Consider the following 15516-nt stretch of genomic DNA (forward strand, 5'->3'; position numbering starts at 1 on the left):
CACTCCTATTCTTTCATAATCTCATTTAATTTAGTCTTGTTTATCGAGCTTTTTTTTGATCCGTCAGCATACTCTGCGTTAATCAAGTTATCGTGTAAAATTACCGAGTAAGAGCCTTGGGGTATTCCTTCCATTTGCTCGATATCTGAAACAATTTGGTCATAAAGTGCTTCATCTGGGTCGGTATCGGATTCTTTCATATATAAAGTAATAGTGATGAGCATTAGATTAGAATCGAAATTATACTTTTCAAATGAGCTTTTTAATTCTTCCTTGCTAATTGTTGTGTCTTCTATATATTTGTTATAAAGCTCTGTAAAGTATTCGCCTGAGGCACTTGTGTAATAATAGGGAGTTGCAAATCCATTAGCACCTACTCTTTCCACTGCCTCCATACGAACTCCTACTACAGGATTTTTTACAGTTATTTCATTTAAGTATTTATCAAGGTTAGAAAATTCCTGATCATTAATCATTGCATAAAGACCAGTAGAAATTGCATCTTCTATCTGTCCCTCTTGAGACCACACTTTGTCTGATTCTACTTTTTCCTTTTCCACATCAATAGGTACAATGGCAAAAGTGTAGAAATGAGGCTCTCCAACAGATTCTACGAATACAGAGGCACCGTCCACAGCTCCCACGATGTTATGGATTTTTACCTCTGTTTTATACTTGTTTAGAAAGAACTCCTTTACCGCTTGTTCAATCGAATCACGATTCTCCTCCGCGATTTTGTCCGTTTTTTCTCCATTTTGTAAGGTGTATTCGTCACCTTTGTAATCTTGAACGCTAACAAAGCTCTCACTATCTAAAGCAATATCACCATTTCCAAGTATTTTGGTTTCCTTTGTATTCTCTACATCCACGTTGCAACCTCCTAATAAAAGTGTTGTGCTAACAATTGCTAAGGCCATTTTGCTTTTCTTCATATTAATCCTCCCGCTTTAGAGCTAAATCCGTCGGTTTTTATTTATTGTAATCAAACCTTACGAGATAAGAAAATAAAAGCTTGATATTTTGTTTGAATTTTAAGAAAACAGGTGAAAGGTTGTATAGGGATTTTGTGTAATAAGGACTTTTGTTTTAAAGGGGAGAAGTTCATCCTTGGATGTGTTAACACCAAATTCATGAAGGGAGAGTAATGAGTGAATCAATTTTTCGCAATCGTACACTATTTATTTTAGATAAGAAAAATCTCATCCCTAAGATGTACTATAATTTCGTTCCGAAGATGTACTAGAAAATTTTACTAAATTGTTATACTTATTATGAGATCTAACAAAAAAGGAAAGATAGGGCAATTAGAAAGAGAATAAAAGAGTACAAGAATAGGGGAATGGTCGCGTGAAAAAGACAAAGAAATTAATCATATGTATTTTAGTATCAATTGTAGTAGTCCTAATAGGAGCCCTTTTTTCTCCGACATGGACAGCGTCTATTGAAGGGGAAAACAGTATTAGTGTTTTAGAGCAAGTGGAGGTTAATGGAAGTAACCATGAAGTATTGATTCGTGGCAATAATACCGATAACCCTGTTATCCTTTTTGTGCATGGGGGACCAGGAAGTTCAGAAATACCGTACGCTTCTCAATACCAAGACTTGCTAGAACAAGATTTTACAGTTGTTCAATATGATCAAAGAGCAAGTGGAAAATCATATCATTTTACAGAGGACTATTCTAATCTTTCAACAGATTTACTAGTAGAGGATCTGTTAGCTATGTCCGATTATATTTCGAAGAGACTTAATAAAGAAAAGATCATATTAATTGGTCATTCGGCAGGTACCTATATTGCTACCCAAGCTGCATATCAATCACCTGAAAAATATGAGGCATATATTGGTATAGGGCAAATGAGTGATACTATTGAAAGTGAGCTAGAGAGCTTAGCCTTCTGTATTGATCAAGCTGAAAAGGAAGGGAATATGGAGGATGTTACATATTTACAGGGGTTAGATGAAGATATTAAAAATGGTGACACAGTTACTCCAAGAAATTATGTAATGAAATATGGTGGGACTTCTAGACTTATCGAAAATCCAGACGGTAATAGCTTAAATAATTTTCTTAGCAAGGAATATAATTTATTGGACGTGATTCGTTATAACTATGGAATTTCCTACTCACAGAAAATGATGTTACCTGATTTGTTAAAAAAGCCGTTACCTAATATAGTTACAAAGCTTGAATTACCAGTTTATTTTGTAATGGGAAAGCACGATTATCATACTACTTATAGTACAGCCAAAAAATACTTGGATACTTTAAATGCAGAACAGAAAGAATTTATTACCTTTGAGAAATCAGCTCATTATCCACAATTCGAGGAAAAGGAAAAATTTTATGAGTGGATGTCCACCACTTTTACACAATAAATATATTTTAAACCAAGTTTTAAGGAAGGTGAACAAATGGAAAGGGCTTTAACCAATATTATTAACAGTGAAAATTTAAATGATTATCCGTTGTTTATAGAGTTTTGCCTATACAAGGAAAAAGGTCTACGTAAACAATCGTTAAAGTCATTAAATCTTTTTCTTCAGCAAGCATTAGAATGGGATATAAAAAAACAACAACAATTTGCATGCTGGATTTTTGAAGTAATTGAAGTATCAGAAGATGTACATCAGGTACTTATTCACCCATTAGAAGAGAGATTATTGAAACCTTTAATGGAGAAATGGATGGATTTAAATCCTGAAGACCCAAGAATGTACAGATGGTATGGTCTATTTCTGAATATCGATAAGCGGACAACCTATTTAGATAAAGCCTTAAAATTAGGTGGCGATAAGGAACAATTAGTAATACTAAAGCTAATAGATATTTATATAGATTCTCTTTGGTATTCTTTTCACCATATTTCAGAGGACCTATACTTAGGTGATATACAAGAAGATAGATTACTACTGAAAAAAATAGAACAGCTAAGCAAGAAAGTAGAAAAGGAAGAATACAAAATAAATATTTACCAACTTGTATCTTATTATAGTAATTTGATGAGTGATTGGATTTCGTTTTCAAGTGAAGGTACAGTCGGCTTTGTGCAATGGTGTGAGGATAAAGGCAAGGCCTATGAATTTACTAAGATCTATTATTATGAAAAGTAGGTTCCTGCATCTGCATTAGGAGATTTGAATGATTTTTTATAAAAAACAGAAAAAATAAAACTTTCCTGCTTATCGTTACGTCTAATGGGTAGAAGTGGAAGAAGGAGGGATATAATTGAAGAAAATACTAATGTTACTGCTACCATTTGTTTGGATCGTAGGATGCAGTTCTAGTTCGGAAAAGGATATAAATGAAACTAACGTTGCACCAGCTCAAGAAGTGTCTGAGGATACTGAAGAAACAGCTAGTGACCCTTCAGGAACAAAAGAAACTTATTTAAATAAATTAAATGAGATTGAAGTTAGTTTAAAGGAATTCGACAAGGTATATGAGTCTGGAACACAAACGGATATGAATCAAGCTAAATCAGAAACATTCAAAAGGTGGGACGAAGCTCTAAATGAAATTTATGGTGTACTTAAAGAGCAACTGTCTGAAAGTGAAATGGAGGATTTAAAAATAGAACAACGCGATTGGATTAAGCAGCGTGATAAAATCGCAGAAGAAAAATCCAAGGAAGCAGAGGGTGGAACACTTGAGCCGTTCCTGTATTCGAGTGCTTTAGCTGATCTTACTAAAGAAAGATGCTATGAATTAGTAAATAATTATATGAAATAAGTGAAAACGCCCCTCCGAGTGAGTGGCGTTTTTTTCGTTTAAAGAATTTTTGAAATCACAGTATTTAGATGAGACAGAATCAGAACGGCTAATAAAAATAATCAAATAATATCTAACTCTTAAAAATTTATTAAATAATTTTAAAATTAGGTAAATTTTAGTTTCTAATTTCCAAAATTTACTTTACAATATAATTATTACCGTAAAAGGGGGACTATTTTTGAAGAAGATAGGTATTATATTAACGGCTTCGGCTTTATCGATTGGAATGTTTTCATCTGCTGTAAGTGCTGCTGGTACAGGAGGGGCACAACCATATAATGTGATGACTCAGGTTGCAGCAGTGGATGTAACGGTATCTAAGGAGGACCTGCTAAAGAAATTTAAAGCGAGTTTTCCAGGGATATTTGACTCTGTAAAGGCTAGTGAATTTTATATGCATTCCTATGAAAATCCGTATGAAAACAAAACAAGATATGATATGTCTTTTAATAAGCAAGTAAAAGGTAAGGAAATCTACGGTAGTATTGGGTTTTCTGGAGACAATTTTGAGATAGAATCTTTTCACTATGAGCCGGTGACTACCGCTGATGCTTTATTTCCTGCAAAGGTATCCAAGGATGAAGCTAAAAAAATTGCCAATGACTTTGTACAAAAGTATATCAAGGACGGAAGCTACCAGCTAACAGAAGGGATGAATGATTTTTATTATTCTCCTCAACTTCTAACTAGACCTATTCGTTATTCTTTTTCATTTAATCGAGTCCAGGATGGAATTGCTATTCAAGATCAGAATGTAAACGTAACTATTTTAGGTAGCGGAGAGATTGTAGAATTTAATCGTTTTAATACAAGTAAATCTTCAACGTTTGAAGATGTGAAAAAATTGAATGATTCAAAAGAAGCACTAGCAAAAATAAAAGATAATGTAACAGCTAAACTACAATATCAAATTACTGCATCGGATGAAATTAATAAATATGATGTAAAATTAGTTTATACGCCAGATGTGCTTAGTTTAAATGCAACAACTGGTGAATGGTTTAATAGCTATGAATTTTTAGCCGAGCACCCTGCTAAAAAGGGATATGAAATGATTGTAGAAAAGGCATTGCCTGCAAAGCAAAATGGTATCACGAAGGAAGAAGCCAAAAAAACGGCAGAGAATCTACTAAAGGTAGATTCAAGTAAGGTAAAGCTATCTATTCAATCTGTAGAAGAGACGAAGAATTACAATGGACAAGATGTAATCAGTGTTCAATATATGTATAACTACTCAAACGGTAGCGGTTCTGGATCTAATATAGAATTTGATAAGAAAACAGGAGAGCTAGTTCAGTTTCATAGTATGAAACGTGAAATAACTGAATATTTAGAAGAGAAAAAAGATGACAAAGCTATTTCCTATGAAGAAGCACTAGCTAAGGCAGTGCAATATGCTAAGGAATATTTACCTTCTAATCTTCACCAATATGCACTTCCGACCGATTCATTTTATGAAGATCCTAGGGGTCTCTATTACTTTTCATTCCCTCGAATTGTAGACGGAGTACTTGTTTCAGGAGATCAAATAAATGTGCATTTAGAAAACGATGGCACTTTAGGCGGTATAAGTATTAATAGACCACAGATTGACGAGTGGCCATCAAAGGACAAAGTGATTTCTGAAAAAGAAGCAGAAGAGATTTTCAAGAAGTCTGTTTCATTAAAAACGAGTTACATGAAAGAATATCAGAAGAAAGAAAATAATCATTATAACTTAATATATTCTCCACAGTTTAATGAAGAAGATTATCAAGTATTAGAGGCAAACACAGGTAAATGGTTCAATCAATATAATAGAGAAGTGTTGCCAGAAGTCTCTCATAAAACCGCAGCAGATGAATTAAATTATTTAATACAAGCAAAAGTATTAACGGTTAAGGATGCAAAAACCTTTAATGGAGATGCAACTGTATCGAAGGGGGAAGCCATCAAAATAATGATGAATTCCTTGACGTATATGTATTCTGGTTTTCCTGGAGGAGATTCAGAAAACGTCAAACAAACCTTTACTAATGTAGATTCTAAGCATACATCTTATCAGGCAATAGAAAGAGCGGTAGAGCTAGGAGTACTCACAGCAGACAAGTCTACCTTTGATGTGGATAGTCCGATTACTAAAGAGGAGCTATCAGTATGGTACATCCGTGCTCTAGGCTTAGAGGAAGCTGCAAAACAATCTAAAATATTCAAAAATGATTATACAGATAGTAAAAAGATTAAAGCCGAGAACGCAGGCTATGTTGTGTTGGCAGACTCTTTGGGATTAGTAAAGGCAGAGAAAAATGAATTCAACCCTACTAAGCAAGTAACCTATGCAGACCTAGCAGTTTCTACTATCCGTTTAGGACATGAAATGTCTAAAAAAGGCAGAGACTATAGATTCGGTTATTAAATTTTCAAAAAGCGGTCAAGAACGCTGTATAACGAAAAGAAACGTTGTACAAATGGAAAGAAGTTTAAAGAAGAGCCCTCTATTTGATAGAAGGCTCTTCTGTTTTGTAGAAATCGAGACTGTATCAAAAGACAGTGCAAAAACTCACCAAGATTTTCTCTTGGTGAGTTTACTTTATTATTTCAGTTTTAAATAAAACCAAACGGCATTAATGAATGTCTGAGTTTGACCCTTAATAGATGTTCCATTAAAGGTTACTAAGAAAGGATTAAGCAGTGACTGAAGCACGCTTTTACGTATACGCTCCTGTTTAAGCTCAAAAATAATGGCCTCATAGAGATCCTCTTGTTCCATTGTGAAGTTCCCTGTTGCTTTAAGATGCTTGGCCATCTCCAATAGTTCGTTTATTTCTAGCGGTTTTCTATCTATATTCATTCGCATCAAATGGAAAGTAGATTGATCGATTAAAGAAGTATTATGTTGAATCATATGGGGAATGATAAGGCCAATGTATTCAAGTAAAACCTCTACAATCCGATGGAGTGAGAATGGTGCGTTAGTTATGCGTATCGTAAACATAATGTGCTGTAGCATACCATGGAATAATATAGCGCATTCAAAGGCGTGTTCTGAAATTTCTTCTCCAAATACAGCTTTAAATCTTATGGCTAACCATTCTAATTCAAATATGCGATGCTGTAAAACCAATTTTTTTAAATCTTTTTCGTTAGAACTAAGAATGGCATCGAAGAGTGCATGAAGGTTCCGCTCTTCATTTAACTGAATGATACTATAAATCTGCTCGGTTAAAACTTGTTGGTCTTTTTCGTTTTTCCCGACCTGACTTTGCATACGAAGCTGGCTAGCATCATAACGTAATCCTTCAAGTATTTCTGCTATACAATCATTTTTAGAAGTAAAGTAATTATAAAAAGTTCCTTTTGAAATATTTGCTCGATCTATAATATCTTGTATAGATGTTTGTTGGATGCCTTTTTCCACAAAAAGCATTAAGGCTACATCTGCGACATGTCTTTTACGTTTATTCATAAGTCCTCCACTACTATACTGATGGCTTTAGTATATATTTTGTGAACATAAAGTTCAATGTTTTTAAACCTTGAGTATAAATATATTGAAATAAATGGACTAATGGTTTAATATAATTCGAGTAATGAAATAAAAAGAGAAAAATAGAATAGGGGAAGACGAAAGATGAGTAATATTGAAAATAGAAAATCTACGTACTTAATGCTTGCCGTACTGTTTGTCGGAGCATTTGTGTCGTTTTTAAATAACTCGCTTTTAAACGTAGCGTTGCCTTCCATTATGGTGGATTTAGATGTCGATTATTCCACGGTACAATGGTTAGCAACGGGTTACATGCTAGTGAGTGGAGTATTAATACCAGCATCCGCATTTTTAATAAGAAGGTTTTCAAATAGAACGTTGTTTATTACATCAATGGCGATATTCACATTAGGTACTGCTATGGCAGCATTGGCACCAAATTTTGGCCTGCTATTAACTGGTCGTATGGTTCAAGCTGCAGGTTCGTCCGTAATGGGACCATTATTGATGAATGTTATGCTAGTTGCCTTCCCACGTGAAAAACGTGGAGCTGCAATGGGGATTTTTGGATTAGTTATGATTACAGCACCAGCGATTGGCCCTACATTATCAGGGTTTATAGTAGAGTACTATGACTGGCGTGTTCTTTTTATCATGATTCTGCCGTTAGCAGTCATTAGTTTAGGCTTAGCTGTATGGAAGTTAGGAAATGTAATGCAGACGGATAAAACTGCAACCATTGACTTTGCATCTGTCATTCTTTCAACATTTGGTTTTGGTGGTTTATTATATGGTGTCAGCACAGCAAGCTCAGCAGGTTGGGATGACCCAATTGTATTAACAACCTTAATAGTCGGAGCTGTATCTTTAGTAATTTTTGTTGTACGTCAGCTGAAGCTAGACGAACCACTATTAGATTTGCGTGTATATAAATATCCGATGTTTACTTTAGCGTCTATAATTGCTGTTGTTAACTCGGTAGCAATGTTCTCAGGTATGATTTTAACACCGGCGTATGTACAAAATGTACGTGGCATTTCACCTCTTGACTCAGGTTTAATGATGCTACCTGGAGCAATTATTATGGGAATCATGTCTCCGATTACAGGGAAATTATTTGATCGGTTTGGACCACGTCTTTTAGCGATAATCGGATTAGTTATTACAGCAATTTCGACGTATGAATTGTCCACGTTACAAATAGATTCTTCATACTTATATATTATTTCTATTTATACAACTCGCATGCTTGGGATGTCTATGGTTATGATGCCTATCATGACCAATGGTTTGAATCAGTTACCAACACGCTTAAACCCGCATGGTACAGCTGTTAATAACACTGCTCAACAGGTTGCTGGTTCTATAGGTACAGCAGTTCTAGTATCAATCATGAATTATGTGACTACAAAAGAAGGGGAAAGTCTGATGTCTAAAGTAGACCCTGCTACTCTTACTGAGCAATCTATGGGATTATTAGGTCAACAAGCCCTCCTAGCAGGTATTCAATATTCTTTCCTTGTAGCATTGGTTATGAACATAATCGCATTAATATTAGCCTTCTTCTTAAAACGAGTAGATGTAAGCCCTGCTGCACTTCGTAAGCTAGAAGAAGAAAATCAAGTAGAAACAACAAAATAAAGTATATAATTTTGGCCTCCTTCTATATAGAAGGAGGCTTTTTATATGTAAGTGCAAAGTTCTATTTAGGTAATGGAAGTACGCTTAGCCCATAAAAAACAGGATTTAACTAGAGAAAAATAGGGTACATGAAAAATACAACAAAAGTAAAGGAGGACATACTATGAATCACTTAAAAGCACTTCTTATTAAATTTGTCATGATTGCAGTAGTCCTTATTGTGGTTTTGACGCTCATTTTTGATGTTCCATTTATGGATTCTATTTGGACTAGCTTAGTATTAACTGTATTAGCTTACATTTTAGGAGACTTTCTATTATTCCGTCTTGCGGCAAATCGCTCCAGTCAGAATGTCCGTAATATGATAGCGACAGGCGGAGATATTATTATTGCGTTTCTAACTATTTGGTATATGCAAGTTGCTCTAGTAGATGCCAACGGATCTATTGCACTTGGTTCATTTATCGCTGCGGTTATTATCGGTGCAGGCGAATGGTTCTTCCATAAATACTTGGATGGAAATGTAGTTTCTAAAAACACTCGAACAACAGCTGATTTAGAAGCAGATTATAAAAAATAACCTTAAAAAATCCCTTTCAGAAATTCGAAAGGGATTTTTTTAACATAAAGTAAGAAAAGACTTCTAGTGAAACAGGATTGTAGTAAAAAACTTCTGGATTGTAGTAAAATACGGCATGATTGTCGTAAAAAATGAAGGAATTGTCGTAAAAGGTGAGTGGAAACTTCTAGTGGAACTGGATTGTCGTAAAAACCGCTGGGATTGTAGTAAAATACGGCACGATTGTCGTAAAAAGTGAAGACATTGTAGTAAATAAGAGCAATCCTTAGGTAAATAGCTCTCAACAGTTGGTTTATTCCTCTGCAAATTATTTGAAGTTCTTTTAAAAACTTACTAGCCAAAACCTACAACAAAATAGAATCCACTTTATCAGGAATTAAAAATAAGGGCTATCCCCCAGAATGCGAGAATAGCCTTTAATTTGTATAACCTTCATAAATCTTCTGTAATCTCTCTTCGAATTGACTCATATGGACAATACGCGCTTCCCGTAAATATTCTTTCCCATCTATAAATAGAAGCAGCGCAGGGACTGAAAAAACAATGAACCGTTCTGCAATCTCTTCCACTTCTGCGGAATTGATATGTGCAAGCTGTATTTCCGGAAAATTTTCCATTAGTTTCCCGACCTGTGGTAAAAGGGCATGACAAACACTACAGTCTGTATGCGAAATATAAATAAAGGATAATGGATTGCTGGAAATGAAACTGTCCACAGCTTCAATTGTGTGCAACTCCTCGAAAGTTCTCATTTTGCTCCACCTTTCTGTGCATAGTTTAGCCACCCATTAGACAAAAGTAAAGAAATCTACAGGAAAACTCATTCTCCGTAAATCAACCTTGCTCTTCAACAGAGCTGTTAAAAGACTCACTTTTACTTTCATCAATTCCTACAGCTCAATACCCACTATTTCAAGCTAACTGTTTTTTATTTAGCTTACCTAAAGCGGTATATGGTAATTGATCGACGAACACTATTTCTTTTGGCAGTTGAAGACGAGAGACCCTTAGGCTAAGCCATTCTATTAAGATGTCCTTTGTTACATACTCAGTACTGCTCTTTAATTCTACATATGCTACTAATCTTTGGCCGTACTGCTCGTCAGGTATGCCAACAATAGCAACTTCCTCTACTGAGGGATGAAGTATTAATACTTGTTCCACTTCAATGGGATAAATATTGACTCCAGCAGAGATAACTAAATCGTCTGTTCTTCCACACAAGAAATAATAACCATTCGAATCTCTATAGCCCAAATCTCCGGTTTCTATCCAGGACGCACCTTTGTTTTTCATAGACCATTTATTTTTTATACAAAACTGACCAACCTGTCCTTCCTTTAACGGCTTCCCGTTGTGGATGGTCTGTAGTCGCACTCCTTTAACCAATCGGCCGATAGTGTAAGAGGAGTATTGTAAATCCTGAGGAGTAGCAATTATATTAAGCCCTGCCTCCGACGTTCCATAAAGGTTGTACAATACTTGCCCTAATTTGTTGTTAACCTCAGCTATCAGCTTAGCATTTAGCTTGGCTCCACCTGAAGCAATACATTGTAGAGAGCTTAAGTCATTGGAAGAAACCTGAAGTAATTTATGAATCATAAGCGGAACGACTGTGATTACTTCGACCTTATGCTCACTAATAATTTTACTTGCCTTTTCTGCTCGAAAGTTCTCGGAAATTATCGTTTTTTTCCCTAATGCAATAAACGTAAGCAATATAGCTATTCCATAACCATGGTATAGTGGCGTCGCTATATAAGCTGTTTGGTATTGCATTAACTTCAAGCGTTTTAAAAGGGTTAAAAACGGATTTAAGTAATTAAGAATAGAAGGTTTATGGATTGCTTCTTTAGGTGTACCAGTTGTGCCTCCAGTTAGTAAGACGAGACTACTTTTAGAGGACTTTTTGAGTGGTACTTCTCTCATTTTTATATTTTCATTAATATTGCTAGCAAAGTTACTAATAATAGCTTGATGGGATAGATGATGCTCGTCTATGAGTGAAAATGCTTCTTCATCGTGTATGTATAAGTCAAAATTATAGGCATCAACCAATTGTTTAAACTGATTCTTACTTATATCAGGATTAAGTAAATAAATGTTCGCTCCAAGGCGAGAAACAGCAAAAATAGATTGCACAAAATAGTGATGATTCTTACAGAGAAAGGCAACTCGTAGCTCAGTGCCTATATGGTAATTGTTTTTTAAATAAATCGAAGCTACTTCGCATTGCTTAGCTAGTTGGCTATAAGTAAAGCTTTCCTTGTCACTGACTAACGCGATTTTATTTCCATATTTTTTTTCCGCCAGTCGCACTAAAACCATTAAGTTAATACCTTCTGTATAAATAGTAGAGATTAAACTAAATAATCCAAGAGGTGAGAGGAGGCCCATCTTCCATAATACTTGTAATAAGGAACCAATCATTTGTTCAACCCTCTTTTCAGTAAAAGCCTAGGTAATATTTTTTCCAAAATTCTTCGACCAATCAACGAACCAATCTGACCAATGAATAGCCACCATGGCTTATAGATTTTGTTTTTGGTATACATGGATTTCGCAATAATATTCGCTACATGAACTGGACTCATGGCAGGAGTATTCCGGTAAGCGGCAGTAGGCTCGATCATTGGAGTCTTCACTAATGGAAGATAAATGGAGGTAGTCGAGATACCTTTCCCGTTTAACTCTGGAGCAGCTGAGCGAAACCATGTATCAAAGGCAGATTTAGATGCCTGGTAGGCTGCCCAAAAAGGTATAGGAAGAAGTAATGCATTAATGGTAGATACATTTATGATTTGTCCCTTATTCTTTTCTAATAAAGGAACTGTAGACAAGAGTAATTGAACCGGAGCAAAGTAATTAATAGCCATTGTTCGAGTAAAATCATGATAACGTTCTAAGGATTTTTCAATGGATCGGTTGATTGATAATCCAGCATTGCTCACAATAATATCTATTCCATCAGGTTGTCGATGTAAAAAGTATAACAGGTTGTCCATTTCTACTATTTCTCTCAGATCGGCAGAAAAGACACTAACTTTGGCATTGGATTGTTCAATTTCTGCTTTTATTAATAATAGTTGTTCCTCGCGTCTAGCTACTAAAATGAGGTGGGCGTTTATATCTTTTAAAACAAACGCTAGCTCTTTTCCAATCCCCGAGCTGGCTCCAGTGATAAGAATTGTTTTACCTTCAAGCTTCCTATGAAGTTTTTTTTCATTCAAAAGAGTTGAACAAAACAACAATTTTTCTATGTGGTTGTATCTATGCATTAAAACAATCCTTTTTATTAGAAAATTTAGATAGTTATATTTTAACACTTGGATTATAAATAAAGTATAAATAAAATTTAAAGTTAAGAAATGTTGACTTCTAAGTTTTATATATGATATTATTATCTCGAATTAAAGATATATGAAGTTGAGGTAACTTTGATATATATCTCGAATTCGAAATATAAGGGTTAGAATATTTGGCGTTCTAAAACTAGGAGGCTAATAAGTATGAGTTTATGGAATAAACTTTTTGGACAAAATAACAAAGAAAAAGAAATAGGAGGAAAAGAAATGTTAAAAATAGGTATTATTTTAGGGTCAACTCGTGAAGGACGCTTAAGTCCACAAGTAGGTAACTGGGTGAAAGAATTAGCAGACAAACGTGGAGATGCTCAATATGAGATTATTGATATTGCTGACTTCAAACTTCCATTATTAGGAGAAGCTGGCGGAGACGCTTCAGGTGCTGCTGCTTGGTCTTCAAGAGTAGCTGATTGTGACGGATTCGTATTCATCGTTCAAGAATATAATCACTCTATTACTGGTGCATTGAAAAATGCTTTAGATTATCTTCGTGTAGAATGGAACAACAAAGCTGCAGGTATCGTATCTTACGGTTCAGTAGGTGGAGCTCGTGCAGCTGAACACTTACGCGGAATCTTAGGGGAATTACTAGTTGCAGATGTTCGCGTACACCCAGCTTTATCATTATTTACTGATTTTGAAAATGGTACTGATTTCAAACCAGCTGCAGTTCAAGCAGATTCTGTAAATCAAATGTTAGACCAAGTTATTCCTTGGGCAACAGCTCTAAAAACAATTCGATAATAAGAAAAGCGCAAGCACCTATTACTGCCCCGACAAGCAAATGGGGAAAAGCGAGGAGGCAGTTCCTCAGCCACCGGAGCTTTTAACCATTTGACCTCGAGGGGCAAGGCAGCTTTTCAGTAAAAAATCCACACTTCTAGAAAATAGAAGTGTGGATTTTTTTGTGTTTAAAATAGCGATAAGAATGACTTTTATTTGAGTATAGGTAATTCTTCAGGTGGATGAGATAATTGATAAGTGGAGCACAAATAACTGCGAACAAAAGAAGAATGTGTCATAGTAGAGAAAACTAGTATTATTTTTGCAAAAGGAGTTCCAAATGTCTTATTTAGAAATTGGGAGAATAACGATTCCTGCGATATGGATAATTGTAATAGGAGCAGTCTTTATAAGTTCTTTTCTCTATCGAGTTGCTTTAAAAGAAAAAGTAGGAGAATGGGTTAGTAATGCATTTTTTACTTATATTCTTGTGTGGAAGCTATCCTATATTTTATTTAACTTTTCGTTAGTTAGCCAAATGCCGCTATCAATCGTTTATTTTAATGGAGGAACTAAAGGGCATTTTCTTGGTATCCTTGCAGTAATTATCTATGTGATAGTTGTTGCTAAAAAGAAACCCCGGCTATATATGGAGGTACCGTATTTTCTGTTGTTATTTTTTGCTACTTATGAATTCATGAACAATATAGCAAACGAAAATATTATAATAGCTATACTATTTCTAGTAATTATCATAATCCAAATTGTTTTACATAGAAAAAAAGCAGAGTGGATGAGGGAAGCATTTACACTGTTATTTGTTGTTCAGCTTTTGCTAGTCACTATAAATGATTCGATCTTTTCCATCAAAGCCTTCACTTTTATAGGCTTTTATTTACTTTCAATGTGGATTAAATTTTTCAGAGAATAAGGCAGTTCCATTTAATGTGGGCTGCCTTTTTATTTGTTTGTTCCTTTGTATATAGACCGGACAGACTTCTTTGCAATTTAAGGTCATTATCTTCAACATATCTTATGGTAACTTTTGTATATAATACACGACTAATGCAAAAAGGGGGGACAATTATTTGAAGGTAGCACTTTTAGTGATGACAGCTGTCCTAAATCTGTTTTATTGGTCCGGAGAAGGGGAGAAGATAGCATCTATAAAGAAAAAAGAACAATTGGATCAGTCTGTGATTAGACAAAAACCACCGAAGCTAGCTGTCACTATAGGAGAAATCCCCATTAAAGTCTTTCTGTCTGGCTATGGATGGAGTTACAAAGATTCAAATGGTGATTGGATGACAGTAGAGACCCATGCTATAGAACCTACGAGTGTAAAGAATATAGAGAAAGCACCTGTTGTCGAGGTGGGAGAAAAAATGGAATTCACCTTTGAGATCGCTCCTCAAAGCTTTGATGCTTTTCTATTAGAATCAGAAATTGGTCTAAAAGGGGAGCTATCCGAAATTAGTACTGGCGAACTGAAGGGAAGGGCTTCTTTTCAAGTAATCGCCGAGTGGGAGCAAGGAAGAGGTAGCTATTTGTTTTATGTAGATTTTCAATGAAGGAGCATTTGGATGATGCGTTTATTAATAATAGTCGTTCTATTGTTTGCTGGCTGTAATGTCGAGACTCCCCTCCAAGCTAAAACCTTTCAGACGTTTTATGAAGATGGAAGTACTGGACAAATGAAAACAATAGAAGACCAAGAAAAAGTCAATGAGTTCCTCCATTTAGTGAATGAGGTTGAATTTATACCGCATGAAGATCAGGAAGGAAGCGTTGGCTGGAGATACGCTGTTTACTTGTATGATGGAAAGACAGTTTTTAATACAGACTTATCTAATATCCAAAACCAAGTTTATCATTCCAAACCTAATATTATTCCATTGGTTGATACTTTTTATAAGGAGTTAAATATAGAAGAAAGCCCCATCACAGAATGATGAGGCTGGTTTGA

15 protein-coding genes are annotated in these 15516 nt (G+C 35.1%); 10 read left to right on the top strand and 5 right to left on the bottom strand.

All coding sequences use genetic code 11. The annotated features are described in order from the left end of the window. Window positions 1–5: 5 nt before the first annotated feature. Window positions 6–932, bottom strand: a complete 927-nt coding sequence (locus D0S48_RS15835; protein ID WP_151112627.1) for a DUF1672 family protein — start codon at window positions 930–932, stop codon at window positions 6–8. Between the two features lie 415 nt (window positions 933–1347). On the opposite strand from D0S48_RS15835, the gene D0S48_RS15840 reads away from it, so the two are divergent. From D0S48_RS15840 to D0S48_RS15855, 4 genes are all read left to right on the top strand, one after another. Further along, window positions 1348–2379 carry an alpha/beta fold hydrolase gene (locus D0S48_RS15840; protein ID WP_144540694.1) on the top strand — a complete coding sequence of 344 codons (1032 nt, stop codon included), beginning with the start codon at window positions 1348–1350 and terminating at the stop codon, window positions 2377–2379. A 36-nt stretch (window positions 2380–2415) separates the two neighbouring features. Next, the gene (locus tag D0S48_RS15845) at window positions 2416–3114 is read left to right on the top strand and encodes a hypothetical protein (RefSeq protein WP_144540697.1); all 699 of its coding nucleotides are present in this window, start codon (window positions 2416–2418) and stop codon (window positions 3112–3114) included. Window positions 3115–3229: 115 nt separating this feature from the next. Continuing rightward, window positions 3230–3733: a lysozyme inhibitor LprI family protein gene (locus D0S48_RS15850; RefSeq protein ID WP_144540700.1), complete on the top strand. Its 504-nt coding sequence runs from the start codon at window positions 3230–3232 to the stop codon at window positions 3731–3733. Between the two features lie 220 nt (window positions 3734–3953). Further along, window positions 3954–6170, top strand: coding sequence for a YcdB/YcdC domain-containing protein (locus D0S48_RS15855; protein WP_151112629.1), 2217 nt, complete (start codon window positions 3954–3956; stop codon window positions 6168–6170). A gap of 177 nt (window positions 6171–6347) precedes the next feature. Here D0S48_RS15855 and D0S48_RS15860 read toward each other — a convergent pair whose 3' ends face one another. Beyond that, window positions 6348–7220 (bottom strand): TetR/AcrR family transcriptional regulator, encoded by an 873-nt coding sequence (locus D0S48_RS15860; protein WP_144540705.1) that lies wholly within the window; start codon window positions 7218–7220, stop codon window positions 6348–6350. A gap of 165 nt (window positions 7221–7385) precedes the next feature. Here D0S48_RS15860 and D0S48_RS15865 point away from each other — a divergent pair, with 165 nt between their 5' ends. Beyond that, window positions 7386–8882: a DHA2 family efflux MFS transporter permease subunit gene (locus D0S48_RS15865; protein WP_225321633.1), complete on the top strand. Its 1497-nt coding sequence runs from the start codon at window positions 7386–7388 to the stop codon at window positions 8880–8882. A gap of 163 nt (window positions 8883–9045) precedes the next feature. Beyond that, window positions 9046–9462, top strand: coding sequence for a DUF2512 family protein (locus tag D0S48_RS15870; RefSeq protein WP_144540708.1), 417 nt, complete (start codon window positions 9046–9048; stop codon window positions 9460–9462). A gap of 416 nt (window positions 9463–9878) precedes the next feature. On the opposite strand, the gene D0S48_RS15875 is transcribed toward D0S48_RS15870, so the two are convergent. From D0S48_RS15875 to D0S48_RS15885, 3 genes are all read right to left on the bottom strand, one after another. Further along, window positions 9879–10214, bottom strand: a complete 336-nt coding sequence (locus tag D0S48_RS15875; protein WP_151112632.1) for a thioredoxin family protein — start codon at window positions 10212–10214, stop codon at window positions 9879–9881. 160 nt (window positions 10215–10374) lie between these two features. Then, a complete protein-coding gene (locus D0S48_RS15880) occupies window positions 10375–11892 on the bottom strand; it encodes an AMP-binding protein (protein WP_151112634.1) in 1518 nt (505 codons plus the stop codon). Next, entirely contained in the window at window positions 11889–12740 is an 852-nt protein-coding gene (locus tag D0S48_RS15885; RefSeq protein ID WP_151112636.1) for an SDR family NAD(P)-dependent oxidoreductase, read from the bottom strand. The genes D0S48_RS15880 and D0S48_RS15885 overlap by 4 nt, the downstream gene beginning before the upstream one ends. 231 nt (window positions 12741–12971) lie before the next feature. On the opposite strand from D0S48_RS15885, the gene D0S48_RS15890 reads away from it, so the two are divergent. The 4 genes from D0S48_RS15890 to D0S48_RS15905 all read left to right on the top strand — a co-directional run bounded on the left by D0S48_RS15890 (window position 12972) and on the right by D0S48_RS15905 (window position 15502). Then, on the top strand, window positions 12972–13571 hold the full coding sequence (locus tag D0S48_RS15890; RefSeq protein ID WP_144540720.1) for an NADPH-dependent FMN reductase: 600 nt from the start codon (window positions 12972–12974) through the stop codon (window positions 13569–13571). Between the two features lie 319 nt (window positions 13572–13890). Further along, on the top strand, window positions 13891–14481 hold the full coding sequence (locus D0S48_RS15895; protein WP_144540723.1) for a hypothetical protein: 591 nt from the start codon (window positions 13891–13893) through the stop codon (window positions 14479–14481). A 157-nt stretch (window positions 14482–14638) separates the two neighbouring features. Then, a complete protein-coding gene (locus D0S48_RS15900) occupies window positions 14639–15121 on the top strand; it encodes a hypothetical protein (RefSeq protein WP_144540726.1) in 483 nt (160 codons plus the stop codon). A gap of 12 nt (window positions 15122–15133) precedes the next feature. Further along, complete coding sequence (locus D0S48_RS15905) at window positions 15134–15502, top strand: hypothetical protein (RefSeq protein ID WP_151112637.1); 369 nt, start codon at window positions 15134–15136, stop codon at window positions 15500–15502. Window positions 15503–15516 lie beyond the last annotated feature (14 nt).

The sequence above is a fragment of the Psychrobacillus sp. AK 1817 genome (genome assembly GCF_008807035.1).
GTDB classification, from domain to species: domain Bacteria; phylum Bacillota; class Bacilli; order Bacillales_A; family Planococcaceae; genus Psychrobacillus; species Psychrobacillus faecigallinarum.